Origin of the sequence: Paracoccus sp. SCSIO 75233, from assembly GCF_027912675.1 — a bacterium.
Taxonomy (GTDB): domain Bacteria; phylum Pseudomonadota; class Alphaproteobacteria; order Rhodobacterales; family Rhodobacteraceae; genus Paracoccus.
Map to the genome: position 1 here is coordinate 2,873,004 of NZ_CP115757.1, position 17,118 is coordinate 2,890,121.

20 protein-coding genes are annotated in these 17,118 nt (G+C 59.8%); 10 read left to right on the forward strand and 10 right to left on the reverse strand.

Annotated features, from left to right (window positions below; all coding sequences use genetic code 11):
• Nucleotide 1: 1 nt before the first annotated feature.
• Nucleotides 2-271 carry a NepR family anti-sigma factor gene (locus PAF12_RS13970; RefSeq protein WP_271107604.1) on the reverse strand — a complete coding sequence of 90 codons (270 nt, stop codon included), beginning with the start codon at nucleotides 269-271 and terminating at the stop codon, nucleotides 2-4.
• Here PAF12_RS13970 and PAF12_RS13975 point away from each other — a divergent pair.
• Nucleotides 243-1,046: a response regulator gene (locus PAF12_RS13975; protein ID WP_271107605.1), complete on the forward strand. Its 804-nt coding sequence runs from the start codon at nucleotides 243-245 to the stop codon at nucleotides 1,044-1,046. The two genes, PAF12_RS13970 and PAF12_RS13975, sit on opposite strands and share 29 nt — an antisense overlap.
• A complete protein-coding gene (locus PAF12_RS13980) occupies nucleotides 1,043-2,146 on the forward strand; it encodes a class I SAM-dependent RNA methyltransferase (RefSeq protein ID WP_271109716.1) in 1,104 nt (367 codons plus the stop codon). The genes PAF12_RS13975 and PAF12_RS13980 overlap by 4 nt, the downstream gene beginning before the upstream one ends.
• Here PAF12_RS13980 and PAF12_RS13985 read toward each other — a convergent pair.
• From PAF12_RS13985 to PAF12_RS14000, 4 genes are read right to left on the reverse strand one after another with little or no spacing between them, the layout of a single operon-like run.
• Complete coding sequence (locus tag PAF12_RS13985; protein ID WP_271107606.1) at nucleotides 2,128-3,027, reverse strand: YihY/virulence factor BrkB family protein; 900 nt, start codon at nucleotides 3,025-3,027, stop codon at nucleotides 2,128-2,130. The genes PAF12_RS13980 and PAF12_RS13985 overlap by 19 nt on opposite strands.
• Nucleotides 3,028-3,082: 55 nt before the next feature.
• Nucleotides 3,083-3,799: a DNA polymerase III subunit epsilon gene (gene dnaQ / locus PAF12_RS13990; protein WP_271107607.1), complete on the reverse strand. Its 717-nt coding sequence runs from the start codon at nucleotides 3,797-3,799 to the stop codon at nucleotides 3,083-3,085.
• On the reverse strand, nucleotides 3,792-4,391 hold the full coding sequence (gene coaE, locus PAF12_RS13995; protein ID WP_271107608.1) for a dephospho-CoA kinase: 600 nt from the start codon (nucleotides 4,389-4,391) through the stop codon (nucleotides 3,792-3,794). The genes dnaQ and coaE overlap by 8 nt, the downstream gene beginning before the upstream one ends.
• Nucleotides 4,388-5,230: a shikimate dehydrogenase gene (locus PAF12_RS14000; protein WP_271107609.1), complete on the reverse strand. Its 843-nt coding sequence runs from the start codon at nucleotides 5,228-5,230 to the stop codon at nucleotides 4,388-4,390. The genes coaE and PAF12_RS14000 overlap by 4 nt, the downstream gene beginning before the upstream one ends.
• A gap of 368 nt (nucleotides 5,231-5,598) precedes the next feature.
• Between PAF12_RS14000 and PAF12_RS14005 the strand changes: the two genes are divergently transcribed.
• The 7 genes from PAF12_RS14005 (at nucleotide 5,599) to PAF12_RS14035 (ending at nucleotide 12,813) form a co-directional block, all read left to right on the forward strand.
• A complete protein-coding gene (locus tag PAF12_RS14005) occupies nucleotides 5,599-6,045 on the forward strand; it encodes a CopD family protein (RefSeq protein WP_271107610.1) in 447 nt (148 codons plus the stop codon).
• A gap of 134 nt (nucleotides 6,046-6,179) precedes the next feature.
• Nucleotides 6,180-7,451, forward strand: a complete 1,272-nt coding sequence (gene rho / locus PAF12_RS14010; RefSeq protein WP_271107611.1) for a transcription termination factor Rho — start codon at nucleotides 6,180-6,182, stop codon at nucleotides 7,449-7,451.
• A 6-nt stretch (nucleotides 7,452-7,457) separates the two neighbouring features.
• Nucleotides 7,458-8,717 carry a tRNA uridine-5-carboxymethylaminomethyl(34) synthesis GTPase MnmE gene (mnmE, locus tag PAF12_RS14015; RefSeq protein WP_271107612.1) on the forward strand — a complete coding sequence of 420 codons (1,260 nt, stop codon included), beginning with the start codon at nucleotides 7,458-7,460 and terminating at the stop codon, nucleotides 8,715-8,717.
• Between the two features lie 11 nt (nucleotides 8,718-8,728).
• Nucleotides 8,729-10,570, forward strand: a complete 1,842-nt coding sequence (gene mnmG, locus PAF12_RS14020; protein ID WP_271107613.1) for a tRNA uridine-5-carboxymethylaminomethyl(34) synthesis enzyme MnmG — start codon at nucleotides 8,729-8,731, stop codon at nucleotides 10,568-10,570.
• Nucleotides 10,567-11,160, forward strand: coding sequence for a 16S rRNA (guanine(527)-N(7))-methyltransferase RsmG (gene rsmG, locus PAF12_RS14025; RefSeq protein ID WP_271107614.1), 594 nt, complete (start codon nucleotides 10,567-10,569; stop codon nucleotides 11,158-11,160). Before mnmG ends, rsmG begins: the two co-directional genes overlap by 4 nt.
• On the forward strand, nucleotides 11,153-11,932 hold the full coding sequence (locus tag PAF12_RS14030) for a ParA family protein (RefSeq protein ID WP_271107615.1): 780 nt from the start codon (nucleotides 11,153-11,155) through the stop codon (nucleotides 11,930-11,932). The genes rsmG and PAF12_RS14030 overlap by 8 nt, the downstream gene beginning before the upstream one ends.
• Nucleotides 11,929-12,813, forward strand: a complete 885-nt coding sequence (locus PAF12_RS14035; protein WP_271107616.1) for a ParB/RepB/Spo0J family partition protein — start codon at nucleotides 11,929-11,931, stop codon at nucleotides 12,811-12,813. The genes PAF12_RS14030 and PAF12_RS14035 overlap by 4 nt, the downstream gene beginning before the upstream one ends.
• On the opposite strand, the gene PAF12_RS14040 is transcribed toward PAF12_RS14035, so the two are convergent.
• Genes PAF12_RS14040 through rph form a run of 5 tightly spaced genes read right to left on the reverse strand, consistent with a single transcriptional unit; the run spans nucleotide 12,810 to nucleotide 15,999 of the window.
• Nucleotides 12,810-13,166, reverse strand: coding sequence for a YbaN family protein (locus PAF12_RS14040; RefSeq protein ID WP_271107617.1), 357 nt, complete (start codon nucleotides 13,164-13,166; stop codon nucleotides 12,810-12,812). The genes PAF12_RS14035 and PAF12_RS14040 overlap by 4 nt on opposite strands.
• On the reverse strand, nucleotides 13,163-14,317 hold the full coding sequence (gene hemW / locus PAF12_RS14045) for a radical SAM family heme chaperone HemW (RefSeq protein ID WP_271107618.1): 1,155 nt from the start codon (nucleotides 14,315-14,317) through the stop codon (nucleotides 13,163-13,165). Before hemW ends, PAF12_RS14040 begins: the two co-directional genes overlap by 4 nt.
• On the reverse strand, nucleotides 14,314-14,688 hold the full coding sequence (locus PAF12_RS14050; protein ID WP_271107619.1) for a RidA family protein: 375 nt from the start codon (nucleotides 14,686-14,688) through the stop codon (nucleotides 14,314-14,316). The genes hemW and PAF12_RS14050 overlap by 4 nt, the downstream gene beginning before the upstream one ends.
• Complete coding sequence (gene rdgB, locus PAF12_RS14055) at nucleotides 14,681-15,289, reverse strand: RdgB/HAM1 family non-canonical purine NTP pyrophosphatase (protein ID WP_271107620.1); 609 nt, start codon at nucleotides 15,287-15,289, stop codon at nucleotides 14,681-14,683. Before rdgB ends, PAF12_RS14050 begins: the two co-directional genes overlap by 8 nt.
• Nucleotides 15,289-15,999 (reverse strand): ribonuclease PH, encoded by a 711-nt coding sequence (rph, locus tag PAF12_RS14060; RefSeq protein WP_271107621.1) that lies wholly within the window; start codon nucleotides 15,997-15,999, stop codon nucleotides 15,289-15,291. The genes rdgB and rph overlap by 1 nt, the downstream gene beginning before the upstream one ends.
• Nucleotides 16,000-16,060: 61 nt before the next feature.
• On the opposite strand from rph, the gene hrcA reads away from it, so the two are divergent.
• On the forward strand, nucleotides 16,061-17,116 hold the full coding sequence (gene hrcA / locus PAF12_RS14065) for a heat-inducible transcriptional repressor HrcA (RefSeq protein WP_271107622.1): 1,056 nt from the start codon (nucleotides 16,061-16,063) through the stop codon (nucleotides 17,114-17,116).
• Nucleotides 17,117-17,118: the final 2 nt, after the last annotated feature.

Sequence of the window (17,118 nt, forward strand, 5' to 3'; positions counted from 1 at the left end):
ATCACTCCTGCTCGCGCAGCTTTTGCAGCAGCTCTAAAAACTTGTCGGGGATGTCTTGTTCGCTGTCCTGCTCATAGACACGCTTCAGATTTTCATCAATCTGCTTGTGCATCTCTGCCTTTTTGCGCTCATCCCGCTTACTGGTCATGTTTTTATTAATCCTGAAAATCTTGTGCGCACGCCGTTCAACCGATAGATCAATAACAGGTTCCATCCGGGACTGCGATGTTTTTGAGGTTTGTATGTCAGTTTCCGATCTTGCAAATTCCATCGGGCGCGAACTTCCTTTTTTGCGCCGCTATGCGCGCGCGCTGACCGGCAGTCAGACCGCCGGCGACAATTATGCCGCCGCGACGCTGGAGGCTGTCCTTGCCGACCGCAGTGTCATGGATGGGCTGGAAACACGGGTCGCTCTGTTTCGCGCCTTTCACGCAATCTGGAACTCCAGCGGCCAGCCGGTCGTGGACGCAGATGGCGGCTTGCGGGCGCAGCGGGCGCAGGCACATCTGTCGCGCCTGACACCGAATTCACGCGAAGCCTTACTGCTTTCGTCGATCGAGGGGCTGCGCAGCGACGAAATCGCGCAGGTCATGCAGGTCACCCCGGACGAGGCCGCAAATCTTGTCAGCGTCGCCCTTGAGGAGATGGCGAACACGATCCGCGGCAACGTGATGATCATCGAGGATGAAACCATCATCGCGATGGACCTGAAGGGGATCGTTCAGGCGCTTGGCCATGAGGTCACCGGCATCGCCCGGACCCACACGGCCGCGATCCAGCTTGCAGGGGAAAGCCGCCCCGACCTGATCCTGGCGGATATTCAGCTTGCCGACGGATCGTCCGGGATCGACGCCGTGAACGAGCTGCTACGGTCATCGCTTGATGTGCCGGTGATCTTCGTGACCGCCTTCCCGGAACGGTTGCTGACCGGCGACCGGCCTGAACCGGCCTTCCTGATCTCGAAACCTTATACCGAGGATCAGGTCAGCTCTGCCGTCAGTCAGGCCATGTTCTTCGCCTCGACCGAAGGGCTGGAAGCAAGCTGAGCGATCTCGGAATTTTTCTTGTCGCAACGCCGGGACTGGAGCAGCCGCTGGCGGATGAGGCACAGGCGGCAGGCTTCACCGATCCGGTCATCGTGCCGGGCGGCGTGGAAACCCGCGGAGGCTGGGCAGAGGTCTGGCGGGCCAATCTTGTCCTCAGATGCGCGACGCGGGTTCTGGTGCGGATTGCAGAATTCCGGGCCATGCATCTGGCGCAGTTGGACAAGCGGTCGCGCAAGGTCGACTGGCGGTCTGTCCTGCCCCCGGATCAGCCTGTGCGCGTGGAGGCGAGTTGCCGCAAATCGCGGATCTACCACGCCGGGGCCGCAGCACAGCGGATCGAACGCGCCATCACGAAAGAGCTTGGTGCGCCGATATCGAAAGAGGCCGGAACCGTGGTGAAGCTGCGGATCGAGGATGATCTGGCAGTCGTCAGCCTCGACAGTTCAGGCGAGAGCCTCCACAAGCGCGGCCACAAGGAAGCCGTCGCAAAGGCACCGATGCGCGAAACGATGGCAGCTGCGTTCCTGCGCGAATGCGGCTATTCTGGTGATGAGCCGGTTTTCGATCCGATGTGTGGATCAGGGACCTTTCCCATTGAAGCGGCGGAAATTGCTGCGGGCCTGTTTCCCGGTCGGAGCAGGGAATTCGCGTTTGAGCAGTTTGCGAGCTTCGATCCGGATATTTGGGCCAGGATGAAAGCAGATGCCGAGACCAAAACCCCGTCGCCGCGCTTCTATGGGCGGGATCGGGATGCCGGGGCGGTTCGGATGAGCATCGCGAATGCCGAACGGGCCGGGGTCGGGGCTTTCTGCGAGTTCGCTCCGGGTCAGATCGCTGAAGCGATAGCACCGGAAGGGCCGGCCGGTCTGGTGATGATAAATCCGCCATATGGTGCGCGGATTGGAAACAAGGGACCGCTTTTCGGCCTTCATGCCAAGATGGGTGAGGTTCTGCGCGAAAGCTTTGGCGGCTGGCGGGTTGGCATTGTGACCAGCGAACCGGCTCTGGCAAAGGCGACCGGACTGAAGTTTCGCGAGCCCGGCCCGATTGTCGCTCATGGCGGGCTGAAGGTGCGGTTGTATCAGACCGGACCGCTCTGAGGTTGTTTTGCCTCTTCGCGCAGCGATCTTCGCGCCTCCCTTGCCGCGATGACCCGGCGGCGGCGGCGAAGTTCGACATTGAAGACTGCGCCGAGCATGACCGAAAAAGCCGCGAGATAGAACCACATCAGAAGGGCCACAACCGCACCGATTGAGCCATAGATGCGGTTATAGCTGTTGAAGCTGCCGAGATAGGCCGAGAACGCCAGCGAGGCGAGGCCCCATGCAATGGTCGCGACGATGGACCCCCAGGTAAATATGGCCGTTCTGGGGGTGCGGACATTCGGGCCGTAACGGTAAAGAATACCAATCCCGATCATCACGATCAGCAACATCCCCGCCCAGGGAAGCCCGGTGATCAGCCATGCCCGCAGCGGACCAAGCGAGAACATGCTGAGGATAATCGGCACCACCACAATCGTGGCCAGCCCCATGAACACCACCCCGACAATCGCGAGTGTAAGGATATAGGCCAGCACGAAGCCGAACAGCGTGGAATGCGCCCTGACGCCGTAAGCGGCATTCAGTCCGCGAACGAGCGCATTCACCCCGGCCCGCGCCGCCACGGTGGCGATCAGGAAGGAAACGAAGGTGGTCCAGCCAAGCTGGGTTCGCCCGCCAGATACCAGCGAATCGACCTGCGCCCTGAGGATCGCCATTGCCTCGCCGGGGACGAATTCCTCCGCGACATGGACGTAATCCTCGATCACCATTGGGTCGTACCACAGACCCCAAAGCGCAATGATCGCAGCAAGACCGGGAAACACGGCGAACATGGCATAGAAGGCCACGCCAGCCGCGATCAGACCCATATGGATCTTGTCCATCCGCTCCCCCAGAGCCATGATGAACCGCCATATTTCCAGAAATAGCCCGATCATGCGCCCCGCCCGTTGATACGCGTAGTTTCAGCGGAACGGGGTCTGGTTTCAACCGTCAGTGTTTTGTGACGTAGCGAAGCCAGATCGGATTATCGCCCAGAGTCGTAATGAATTTCTCATGCGCCTCAACCTCCTCCGGGCTCAGGCGGGACGGCAGAGGCGTCGGGCGGGCCATCTTCGCGGCCGGCGTCTGGCTTTGCGTGCTGCTGCTGTTCTGAGGTTTGGCCTTGCTTGGCGCATCAAGCACAAGGTCGGGCTGACGGCCGCCGATCAGTTCCAGATAAACCTCAGCCAGAATTTCGCTGTCCAGCAGCGCCCCGTGAAGCGTCCGGGCGGAATTGTCGATGCCGAAACGCCGGCACAGCGCGTCGAGCGAGTTCTGTGCGCCGGGAAACTTTTCCCGCGCGAGCGCCAGCGTATCGAGCGCCCGCGACCAGGGCAGGGTCTTGCGACCGATCATCTTCAGCTCGGCATTGAGGAACTTCATATCGAAGCTGGCATTGTGAATGACCAGCTTGGCATCGCTGCCGATGAAATCGATAAACTCATCCGCGACCTGCGAGAAAAGCGGTTTGTCCTGCAGGAATTCGCTCGTCAGACCGTGAACTGCAACGGCATCGTCGGGCACGTCACGTTCAGGGTTGATGTATTTGTGGAACGTGTTTCCGGTTGGCAGGTGGTTCAGTAGCTCGACCGCGCCGATTTCCACCAGACGATCGCCCTGATCGGGATCGAAGCCGGTTGTTTCCGTATCCATGACGATTTCACGCATTCAGACGGCCCAGAATAGCGGTGCATATGTTACGGACGGCGCGCCGCGCGCCTTCCATGTCGTCGGTCGGGATAACCCAGTTGGCCCTTGCGCGTTTTTCGGCGTCGGGCATTTGACGGCTCAGGATCATGTCGAGCGCGTCCGACGTCATTCCCGGTCGCGCCAATACGCGGCTTCGCTGGGTTTCGGCGTCCGTTGAAACGACAGCGACACCGTCGACGCTGTCCTGCGCGCCGGTTTCGAAAAGCAGCGGGATATCAAGAACGATGATCCGGGCGTTGTCCTCATTTGCTTGCGAAATGAAGCGCCTGCGGTCGTCGGCGACCAGCGGGTGGACAATGGCCTCAAGCCGCGAAAGCGCGGCGGGATCTTTTGCGAGGATTGCTTTCAGCGCCTCCCTGTCGACCGCCCCATCCCGGACAGCGCCGGGAAATTCGGCACCAACCGGCTCAACCGCCGCACCGTCCCTCGCATAAAGGCGATGGACGGCAGCGTCGGCATCCCAGACCGGGTGGCCGAGATCGCCAAACATTTTTGCGGTCGTGGATTTTCCCATACCGATGGAGCCGGTGAGGCCAAGCAGAAAGCTCACAACACGGCGTCCCGAAGCGCGTCATCGACCTCTGGCCGCTGGCCGAACCAACGCTCGAATCCCGGCGCTGCCTGATGGAGAAGCATGCCGAGACCATCGACGATTTCGCAGCCGCGTTGCTCTGCCTCCTTCAGGAAGTCGGTGATCAGGGGGGTGTAGACCAGATCGGTTACCAAAGCGTCCCGGTTCAACGCATCCAGCGGGACGCGCAGCGGTGGCTTTCCGGTCATGCCCATCGAAGTCGCATTGACGACAGTGGTCGCGCCTTCAAGCATATTGCCCGCCTGCGCCCAGTCATAAACAACGATTTTCGCGCCGAATTCTGCCTTGATCTGCTCGGCCCGCAGCTTGGTGCGGTTGCTGATCCGCAATTCCGGCACGCCCGCCTCCAGCAGGGAGGCAACAACAGCACGCGCGGCACCACCAGCGCCGATCACGGCGGCGGCGCCGGATTCCGGATGCCAATGCGGGGCGCTTTGGGTCAGGTTGGTGACGAACCCGTAGCCATCGGTGTTATCGGCGTGGATTTTGCCGTCGTCACGGAAGATCAATGTGTTTGCCGCGCCGATAAGCGACGCCCTGTCGGTCACGATATCGGCAATTTTCAGGACCGCTTCCTTATGTGGTATCGTCACATTCGCGCCCGCAAAGCCCATGCGCGGCAAAGCGCGAAGAACCTGTTCGAGATTCTCCGGCGCAACGGGCAGCGGGACATAGTCGCCATCGATCTGATAACGGTGCAGCCAGTGCCGATGCAGGCGCGGCGATCTGGAATGCGCGACCGGCCAGCCAAGGACGCCGGCGAGCGGTGCGTGAGGTATCCGATCATGATCAGTCATGGCGCGTGGATAGCTCCTGTCGGGCAGGCTGAAAAGAACAAAAGATCGCCTGTCATCATGGTACCGCCGGGTAACTCTGTGGACAATCTTGTTGATGGTAAAGTGCAGAATTTATGCGTGGGACAACTCGGGCGAACGAAACCGGAATGCCGGGTCCTTTCCACATGTTGATCGGCGGAAGGAAGCTGTCCATAGGCTGTGGAAAATGACTCACGATATATGTAAAATACTGATTTATAATGATTTTATAGGTGTGATTTGGGGCGACCACTGTGGAACAATCTGTCGGATCGGGAGTATCCGATTACCCACAGCCCCTACAATCATCATCATCTTTATTCTCTTCTTTTATATGCTTATAGGAAGACATGATCGATTTCCTCACCCTGGCCTATCCCTGGATCAAGTCTCTGCACATCATGGCTGTGATGAGCTGGATGGCTGGGCTGTTTTATCTGCCAAGACTGTTCGTCTATCACGTTGAGCGTCGCAGAGAGGGCAACGAACCGACAGCGTCTTTCGTGATCATGGAAGAGAAGCTTTTGAGGATGATCATGAACCCGGCCATGCTGGTGAGCTGGGCTTGCGGTGTGCTGCTGGTGATGACGCCGGGAATCGTTGTCTGGTCGATGATCTGGCCGTGGACGAAGGCTATTGCTGTGATTGCAATGACGTGGTTTCACATGTGGCTGGCGGGTCAGCGAAAGAAGCTGCTTCTGTCGGAGGGTCTGACCGGGCGGCAATATCGGATGATGAACGAAGTGCCGACATTGCTGATGGCCATCATTGTCGTCTCGGTGGTTGTCAAATTCTGACGTTTCGGCCTGTGTGGTTGACTCGTGGTGGTGGATAACCTATCTGGCTGGTAATTGCCCCGCCGTCCGGCAGGGGTGTCCTCCTTATTATATGAAGATGTCGCGGCCTGGTGTTCGCGATTATTGGTGATGCCATGAGCGATGAACGTCTGAACCTGTCCGATCTGAAGGCGAAGAGCCCGAAAGATCTCCTCGCGATGGCGGAGGAGTGGGAAATCGAGAATGCCTCGACCATGCGCAAGGGCGAGATGATGTTCTCGATCCTTAAAGAGCACGCGGATGATGGTTTCGAGATCGGCGGCGATGGTGTTCTTGAGGTGGTGCAGGACGGTTTTGGGTTCCTGCGGTCCACGGAAGCGAATTATCTGCCCGGCCCGGACGATATCTATGTCAGCCCCGAGATGATCCGGCAGCACTCGCTGCGGACTGGTGATACTGTCGAGGGCGTGATTCGTGCGCCGGGTGAGAACGAGCGTTATTTCGCCCTGACAAAGGTCGAAATGATCAATTTCGGCGATCCGGAAAAAGCGCGTCACAAGGTTGCATTCGACAACCTGACGCCGCTTTATCCGAATGAGCGGCTGAATATGGAGATCGAAGACCCGACGATAAAGGATCGCTCAGCCCGGATCATCGACCTTGTCGCGCCGATCGGGAAGGGTCAGCGTTCGCTGATCGTGGCACCGCCGCGGACAGGTAAGACCGTCCTGTTGCAGAATATCGCGCATTCTATCGAGCGTAATCATCCGGAATGCTATCTGATCGTTCTTCTGATCGACGAACGCCCGGAAGAGGTGACTGATATGCAGCGTTCGGTGAAGGGCGAGGTTGTCAGCTCGACCTTCGACGAACCGGCGAGCCGTCACGTCGCCGTGTCGGAAATGGTGATCGAAAAGGCGAAACGTCTGGTCGAACATAAGCGCGATGTGGTGATTCTGCTCGACTCGATTACCCGGCTTGGTCGGGCGTTTAACACTGTGGTGCCGTCCTCAGGCAAGGTGCTGACTGGTGGTGTTGACGCGAACGCATTGCAGCGCCCGAAGCGGTTCTTCGGTGCGGCGCGGAATATCGAGGAAGGTGGCTCACTGACGATTATCGCGACGGCGCTGATCGATACCGGCTCGCGGATGGACGAAGTGATCTTTGAAGAATTCAAGGGCACGGGCAACAGTGAGATTGTTCTGGATCGCAAGGTTGCCGATAAGCGCGTCTTCCCGGCGATGGATATCCTTAAATCGGGTACGCGGAAGGAAGAGCTTCTGGTCGATGCGAAGGATCTTCAGAAGACTTATCTGCTGCGGCGTATCCTCAATCCGATGGGAACGACCGATGCGATTGAATTCCTGATCTCAAAACTGAAACAGACGAAGAATAACGGGGAATTCTTCGACTCGATGAACGCGTGATGGGTTTTGGGCACGATTTTCGCAGAAGCGACGCCGCCCGGGCGGGGCGGTGTGTCGATTATCCGGCTAAGCGGCGCTGAAGCGCGGCAGGTCGGTGAATCGCTATGCGGAAATCTTCCTGAGGCGCGGCACTGTTATTTTCGCTTGATCAGGGATGGCGATGATCTGATCGATCAGGCGCTGGTGTTTCGGTTTGATGCCGGATCGAGCTTTACCGGCGAAGAGAGTTTTGAATTCCAGCTACACGGTGCGCCGGTGGTGGCACGTCGGCTTGAGGCGGCGCTGATATCCCGCGGCTTGCGAAGGGCAGAGCCGGGTGAGTTCACCATGCGGGCGTTCATGTCTGGGCGCATGGATCTGGCCGAAGTCGAGGGTTTGTCGGATTTGCTGGCAGCCGAAACCGAAGCGCAACGGAAGCTGGCGGCTGAAACGAGTTCAGGGGCGCTTGGCAAGCTGGCGGAATCGTGGCGGTCGGATTTGCTGAATGCCGGGGCGTTGCTTACGGCGTCTATTGACTTTGCGGACGAAGAAATTCCCGATGACGTGGCGAGAGATGTGGGGCAACTGATCTCATCGGTGCGCGAGTCCATCGCGACTCAGTTGGCGGGTTTTCCTGCAAGCGCGCGGTTGCGGGAAGGTTTTGAGGTTGCCTTGGTTGGAGCGCCGAATGCGGGGAAGTCATCCTTGCTGAATGCTTTTGCGCGTCGGGATATTGCGATTGTGACGGCTCAGCCGGGGACGACTCGCGATGTCGTGGAATTTTCGGCGGATTTACGGGGTCTGCCGGTGCGGTTCCTTGATACGGCGGGAATGCGGCAAACATCTGATGATATTGAGAAAATAGGGGTGGAACGCGCGCGGAAGAGGGCCGAAGAGGCTGATCTTCGGCTTTTTGTCGGCGAAATTCCGGAGGATGCGTCGGATTTGATTCGGGACGGGGATATGTTCGTGCGGTCAAAGGCGGATCTGACGGGTGAGGCTGGTGCTGTGTCCAGCGTCACTGGTATAGGGATTGAAGAACTATTGGATCGGATTTTCGATGTTCTTCAGGAGCGGGTGGCGGGTGCAGGGCTGGCCAGTCATGAGCGTCAGGCGGAAGCCTTGGCGCGTGCAGCCGCTGCTCTGAAGATCGATCCGGATGCGGAGCCGGAATTTCTGGTCGAAGCGCTGCGCGAGGCCGGACAATATTTGCAGCGCTTGGTTGGAAAAATCGACGCAGAGGACTATTTTGATCAGGTCTTCAGTTCGTTCTGTGTCGGAAAATAGGACCGTTTCACGTGAAACAATATGATGTCATCGTTGTGGGCGGGGGGCACGCCGGGACAGAAGCGGCCAGCGTTGCGGCGCGGCTTGGGAAGTCGGTCGCGCTTGTTACGATGTCTGAGCGGGATATTGGCACGATGTCCTGCAATCCGGCGATCGGCGGATTGGGTAAGGGCCACCTTGTCCGCGAAATTGACGCGATGGACGGGCTTATGGGTCGGCTCGCGGATGCTGCGGGTATTCAGTATCGTTTGTTGAATCGGCGAAAGGGGCCCGCCGTGCAGGGGCCGCGCACCCAGGCAGATCGTAATGCCTATCGCGCCGCGGCGCTCGCGGCAGTTCAGGTGTCGCCGAATATTGATCTGGTTTATGGCGAGGTGACGGGACTGGTCATCGGTAGCGGGCGGATCGGCGGCGTCTTCATGGGAAATGCGTCGCTGAAAGCCGACCGGGTGATCATCACGACGGGGACGTTTCTCAACGGTATTATCCATATTGGCGAAGAACAGCGTCAAGCTGGCAGGTGGGGTGATGCATCAGCTTCGTCGCTCGCGTCTGCGATTAAGGATTTGGGCGTCCAGTTTGGGCGGTTGAAAACAGGAACGCCGCCGCGATTAAATGGAAAGACGATAGACTGGGATAGTGTTGGGACGCAGCCCGGTGACGATGAACCCGAATTCCTCTCGTTCCTGACACATAGCACCGCGTTGCAGCAGGTCAGCTGCGGGGTCACGCACACGAACGCGCGGACGCATGATATTATCCGGGAAAACCTTTCGAAGTCGGCTATGTATGGCGGTCGCATCGAGGGCGTCGGCCCGCGATACTGCCCCTCGATCGAGGATAAGATACATCGCTTCGCCGATAAGGAATCGCATCAGATCTTCTTGGAGCCGGAGGGCCTGCAAACCGACCTTGTCTATCCGAACGGGATTTCCACATCGTTGCCGGCGGACATTCAGCGAGAATATGTAAACTCCATCAGTGGGCTCGAACATGCAGAGATCGTCCAGCCCGGTTACGCGGTCGAGTATGATTATGTAGATCCGCGATCGCTTGAGCCAACGCTTAGGGTTCGCGGGGTAGAGGGGCTGTATTTTGCGGGCCAGATCAATGGCACGACGGGTTATGAGGAGGCGGCGGCGCAGGGCCTCGTTGCGGGGCTGAATGCCGCAACGGGTGATGCGGCGGTATTTTCGCGGACGACCTCATATATTGGGGTGATGATCGACGACCTCACAACCCGTGGTGCGACTGAGCCGTACAGGATGTTCACGTCGCGCGCAGAATACCGACTGTCCTTGCGCGCGGACAATGCTGATCAACGCCTGACTCCGCTGGCAATTGCGCTTGGATGTGTGGGGGAGGACAGGCGCCGATCTTTCGAAGAGAAGATGTCGCGTCTGGACTCGGCAATGGATGTGTTGAACGAAATCAGTTTCGGCGGCAGAGATCTCGCGACGGCAGATTTTGAAACCGGCCGTGATAGCCGCCGGCGCACTGCGTTCGAACTGCTGTCAAACAAGGATGTCGAACTCTCCAACCTCCGTGATTTATGTGCGGAGATTCCAGAGTGGGACGCGTCAACTGAGCGGCAGGTCAAGATTCAGGCGATCTATGCGCAGTATGTCGAGCGGCAGAAGCGGGAAGCCGAGGCGATGAAACGGGACGAGACTGTCGAGCTATCGCGAGAGATTGACTATCAATCTATCCCGGGTCTGTCGAATGAACTTCGCAGCAAGCTGGCGCTGGCGAAACCTGCAACGGTCGCCGCCGCCGCGCGCATCGAGGGTATGACCCCTGCGGCGCTTTCGTTGCTTGTTGCCACGGCGCGGAAGCTCGGCCGAGCCGGATGAGTGTTTCACGTGAAACAGCGCAACTGCTGGACGCATACGCGAAGCTGATAAAGAAGTGGAACCCAGCCATTAATCTGGTCGCCCGTGGTACGCTGCAAGATATACATGATCGGCATATCGAGGACTCCCTCCAACTTATCGAAGCCGCAAAGCCAGAAACGGGCAGTTGGGTCGACCTCGGCTCCGGGGGCGGGCTCCCCGGCATCGTCGTGTCGATCCTGACCCAGAGCCGGGACCTGAAAGTAACGCTGGTCGAAAGCGACAAGCGAAAGGCGGCATTTCTGCAAACGGTACGCCGGGAATTGGAACTGGCAAACCTCACGGTGCTCACCGACAGAATTGAAGCCCTGCCGGACGGCAACCACAACTACGCCAGCGCAAGGGCCCTCGCGCCGCTCGAAAAACTGCTGCCTTGGCTCCAACGCGTGCTTGCGAAAGACGGGACAGCTTGGCTATTAAAGGGACGAAATTGGCGAGATGAAATCGATGTTGCCAGCAAAGATTGGCACTTCGATTTTGAGACAATACCAAGCCGGATCGAGGCAGATTCCGTTATAATGAAGCTCAGGGGCATCCAAAAACATGGCTGATCCGAATATTATCGCCGTCGCGAACCAAAAGGGCGGCGTCGGAAAGACCACCACGGCGGTTAATCTCGGCGCGGGGCTGGCGGCCCAAGGACATAGGGTGCTGATTATCGACCTGGATCCGCAAGGGAACGCCTCGACTGGGGTCGGAAATCCGGTAAAAGGCCGGAAATCCACCTCTTACGATCTGCTCTCCGGGCGGAACTCGCTGACAGAAACGACGGTGCCGACCAGCACGGATGGGCTTTTCCTGGTGCCGTCGACCTCCGATCTCAGTTCCGCCGATATGGATTTCTCTTCCAGGGCGGATCGCATCAAGCTGTTGAAAGCAGTTCTTCAGGGCGCGGAAGGATATGATTATATCCTCGTCGATTGCCCGCCCGCTCTCGGACTGCTCACGGTCAACGCGCTCGTCGCCGCGGATTCCGTGCTGGTCCCGCTGCAGACGGAGTTTTATGCGCTCGAAGGCTTGTCCCAACTTCTGATGACTGTGCGAGAGGTGCGGCAGGGTGCCAACCAATCCCTGCGGGTGAATGGCGTTGTGCTGACCATGTATGACGGGCGGAACAACCTGTCCCAACAGGTGGAGGCGGATGCGCGCTCAACCCTGGGTGAACTGGTGTATGACACGATCATCCCACGAAATGTCCGCATATCGGAGGCGCCGTCGCACGGTCTCCCTGTCACGCTATACGATCCGAACTCCGCAGGCAGCCGCGCTTATCAGGCGCTGACCAAAGAGTTCCTGAGCCGTCAGAAGGAGATGCGCAATTGAGCCAGAATAAACGTAGCAGCCTTGGTCGCGGTCTCTCTGCCCTGATGGCCGACTTGCAGCCCGACGCGGACACCAATGACACCAACGATGCGCCCCGTGGTGCGCCGGTGACAGTCCCGACGGAGCAGATAACGCCCAACCCCGATCAGCCGCGTCGCGTCTTCGATCAGGATGCGCTGGCTGAGCTGGCCGATTCCATTCGTCACCGCGGGGTGATCCAGCCGCTTATCGTGCGCCGCCATCCGGACGATCAGAACATATACCAGATCGTCGCCGGCGAACGGCGTTGGCGGGCGGCCCAGATTGCGCAGCTTCATGAGCTTCCGGTCCTGATCCGCGAGTTCAGCGACTCCGAAATGCTGGAAGTCGCCATCATCGAAAATATTCAGCGTGCGGACCTGAACGCGATCGACGAGGCCGCGTCATACCGCCAGCTCATGTCACGCTTCGGCCACACGCAGGAGAAGGTTGCCGAGGCCCTCGGCAAAAGTCGCAGCCATATTGCAAACCTGATGCGGCTGCTGAATCTGCCGGAGCAGGTTCAGGAATGGGTACGCGAAGAAAAACTGTCAGCAGGACACGCGCGCGCACTGGTCACCGTGGACGATCCGGTCGGCATCGCGCGCCGGATCATCGAAAAGGGAATGTCGGTTCGCGAGGTCGAAGCGCTTCTCAGAAAGAAATCCGACGCCCCCACCAAGCCTCGCCATAAGGAAGAGAAGGATGCAGATACCCGCGCCCTGGAGGGTGATCTCAGCGCAACGCTGAAAATGCGGGTACAGATCAAACATGCCGGGCAGGATGGCGGGCAGCTGACGATCACTTATCGCGATCTGGAGCAGCTTGATCGGCTTTGCCAAATCCTCGCCGGAAGCGCCTAAGCTTCCGGGCGCAGGATGATGTAGACGGCGACGGCTGACAGGATCAGTGCCTGTATCAACAGGGTAGGGCCGGGAACGCCCAGTGCGGCTGCCAATATCAGGCTTGCGGCCATCGCACCGACAGACAGATATTTCGCCGGCCGCCGGATCGCACCACGCTCCTGCCAGCGACGAATATCGGGACCATAGACCGGATGGTTCAGCAGCTTCTGCCGCAATCTTTCCGATGACCGGCTGAAGGCCCAGGCGGCGACCAGCAGAAACGGCACGGTTGGTATAATCGGAAGAAACGCGCCGATTGCGCCAAGCCCGACCGCAACCCAGCCGATTGCCAAATAAACGATCCGGCTCATCCCGCCATCTCCCGCAGAACATAGTTCAACACCGGCCGCCCGGTGCTGCTGGCCGAAAGCCTGCCAGCCTTGGCGATCACAAGTCCATCGTCGATCAGCCGCGCCAGGCGCTTTTCGTCGAACTTGCCGCCCAAGGCCGCGTAGCGTGCTACATCCATCCCCTCGGACAAGCGCATCGCCATCAGCAGATACTCCGTCGCGATCTCGCCGGGGGCCAGCCTGTCGTTTTCGATATCGCCGCAGCCCTCCGTCTCCACGCGCGACAGCCACCTTGCGGGAAGGCTTTCCGCAACCGTCGATGTTCTGCTTTCGTTCAGCGTAAGCCGACCATGCGCGCCCGGACCGACGGCGGCCCAATCGCCTTGCCGCCAGTAAATCAGGTTATGCCGGGATTCGCAGCCCGGGCGGGCGTGGTTGGACACCTCATAGGCCGGCATCCCTATACCGGAAAGAAAATCGTTTGTTTCCAAATACATATCCGCCGCAAGATCATCTTCCGGCAGGCCCCGCAAAAGCCCGCGCGCGTGGCGGGCCCCGAACATCGTGCCCTCCTCGATGGTCAATTGGTACAGCGAAAGATGATCGACGGCCATAGCGACCGCCTCCCGCAACTCCGCGCGCCATGCTGAAAGCGACTGGTCCTGCCGCGCATAGATAAGGTCAAAACTCACCCGGTCGAAATGGGTCTTGGCCAGATCAAAGGCACGGCGAGCGTCATTGACGCTGTGAAGCCGCCCCAATCGGCGCAGATCGGTGTCGTTCAGAGCCTGAACACCCAGTGACACACGGTTAACACCCGCCTGGGCATAGGCCGCGAAGCGCCCGGCCTCCACACTGCCGGGGTTGGCCTCCATGGTGATCTCGATGTCATTCGCGAAATGCCAATATCCGCGCGCGGCTTCGATAACCGCCGACACTGTCTCCGGGGCCATCAGCGACGGCGTTCCGCCACCGAAGAAGATGCTGCTCAGCACCCGGCCACGGGTCAGCGCCCCGACACGCCCAACCTCTGAACACAGGGCCTTCGCCCAACGAGCATGATCAACCTCGCCGACGACATGGCTGTTAAAGTCACAATAGGGGCATTTGGAGGCGCAAAAGGGCCAGTGGACATAAAGGCCGAAACCCCCGTTGCGCCAGTCCTCGTTCATTCCCGAAGCGCCGTCACTTCGATCTCGACCTTCATTTCCGGTTTGATCAGCCCCGCGATCACCATGGTCGCGGCAGGGCGGATTTCACCGAAAAAAGTCCCGAGAACCGGGGTGATTTCATCGATATGGGCTGCGTCCGTGACCGTGTACTGCACCCGCACCACGTCGCTCAGCTCGAAACCGGCCTCCCGCAGCGCCGCAGTGATTGTCTCAAAACAATTCCGCGCCTGATCCGCTGCACCGGACGGGATTTCCATCGTCGCGTAGTCATACCCCGTCACGCCTGAGACGAAGCACCACGGGCCTTTCACCACGGCTCGGCTGTAACCCATCGTTGCCTCGAAGGGCGACCCGGTGGAGATCCTACGCAAAACACCCCTCCAGCAGCTTCGCGACGGCCACGGCCCGGTGGCTGACGCCGTTCTTTTCCTCGGCGCTCATCTCGCCCAGCGTGACATGATGGCCCTCCGGCATGAAGATCGGGTCATATCCGTGGCCTTCTGCACCGCGTGGCGGCCAGACCACCTGACCGGGCAGAACGCCCTCGAACACCTCGTCATGCCCATCCGGCCAAGCCAACACCAGCGTACAGCGGAACTGCGCCAAGCGGGGGAAGGGGGCGTTGCGTTCCTCCAGCTCCGTCCAGGTGCGGGTCATCGCCATGACAAAATCCCGGCCCTGACCTGTTTCCGCCCAATCGGCGGTATAAACCCCCGGTGCGCCGTCAAGCGCGTCGACAGAGATCCCGCTGTCATCGGCAAGCGCCGGCATCCCGGTCGCCTTCACGGCAGCCTGCGCCTTGATGCGCGCATTGCCGATGAAATTATCCTCGGTCTCCTCCGGCTCGGGCAGGTTCAGATCGGCCGCACCGACGACCTCGACCCCGTAAGGGGCGAGCAGCGCGCGCATTTCGTCCAGCTTGCCCCGGTTATGGGTGGCGACCAGCAGTTTCTTGCCCTCGAACCGGCGCATCAGATCGCGGCTTTCTGCGCGGCAACCAGCCCTGCAACGCCAGCCTCTGCCAGATCGAGCAACCCGTTCATCTGATCCCGGCTGAAGGTCGCGCCCTCTGCGGACATCTGCACCTCGATCAGCTTGCCGCCGCCGGTCATGACGAAATTGCCGTCGGTTCCGGCCTCGCTGTCCTCGGCGTAGTCCAGATCCAGCACCGACTGGCCCGCATAGATCCCGCAGGAGACGGCGGCGACATGATCCATGATCGGGTCGGAGGTCACCATTCCGGCTTCCAGCAGCTTGTTGACAGCCAGCCGCAGCGCCACCCAGCCCCCGGTGATGGAGGCGCAGCGGGTGCCGCCATCGGCCTGTATCACGTCGCAATCGACCACGATCTGCCGCTCACCGAGCGCGCGCCGGTCCACCCCGGCACGAAGCGAGCGCCCGATCAGCCGCTGAATCTCGACCGTGCGGCCTCCTTGCTTGCCCGATGCGGCCTCGCGCCGGTTGCGGGTGTTCGTTGCACGGGGCAGCATGCCATATTCCGCTGTCACCCAGCCCTGACCCGTACCACGCAGGAAAGGCGGGGCTTTCTCGTCGATAGAGGCGCTGCACAGCACGTGAGTCCCGCCGACTTTTATCAGGCAGGACCCTTCTGCATGACGCATCACGCCGGTCTCGATTGAAATTGCCCGCATTTCGCTTAGATTTCGGCCAGAAGGACGCATAGGATTCCCTTTCCTGTTTGCGCGTCAGATACAGGCCCGCCAAGGACGGACGCAACCCCGCATGACCAACCGCCCGATACTCGATGAACTCAACGACCGCTCGCGCGAAGTGTTCCGCCGGGTGGTCGAAACCTATCTCATCACGGGTGAGCCGGTCGGCTCGCGCACCTTGACGCGGGATATGTCGGAGAAGGTCAGTGCCGCGACGATCCGCAACGTCATGCAGGATCTGGAATATATGGGACTGCTGGATGCGCCGCATATCTCTGCCGGTCGCCGCCCGACGGAGCAGGGGCTGAGGATGTTCGTCGACGGGCTGATGGAGGTCGATCCGGTCGCCCCGACCGACCGCGCCCGGATCGAGCAAACCCTTGGTGGGGATTCCGCCGATGTCGCGACGCTGATGGACCGGGTCGGGGGGGCGCTGTCCTCGCTGACGCTTGGTGCCAGCCTGGTCCTGACGCCCAAGCACGAAGCGCCGATCCGGCATATCGAGTTTGTCAGCCTCGCCCAGGACCGCGCCCTGGTGGTGCTGGTGTTTTCGGACGGGCATGTCGAAAACCGTCTGTTCACGCCGCCGCCGGGTCAGACACCGTCGTCAATGCGTGAGGCGGGGAACTTCCTCAACGCTCTGGCAGAGGGCCGCACCCTGACCGAACTGCGCAATCAGGTCAGCCGCGACATTTCGACCCGGCGTCAGGAGCTCGACACGCTCGCCGCCGCCCTGATCGAGAAGGGCCTTGCGACATGGGAGAGCGAGGATAACAACGCCCGGCTGATCGTGCGCGGCCGTGCCAATCTGATCGGCACGGAATCCGCCGATCTCGACCGGATACGGGAGCTGTTCGACGACCTCGAACGCAAGCGGGACATCGCCGAATTCCTCGAACTGACCGAAGGCGGGGACGGGGTGCGCATTTTTATTGGTTCCGAGAACAAGCTTTTTTCACTTTCGGGTTCCTCTCTGGTGGTTTCTCCATATATGAACTCCGACCGGAAGATTATTGGCGCCGTTGGCGTGATCGGTCCGACGCGGCTCAATTACGGTCGCATCGTGCCGATTGTCGATTACACGGCCCAGTTGGTCGGGCGCATATTGTCCGGCCCGAAAGGATGAGA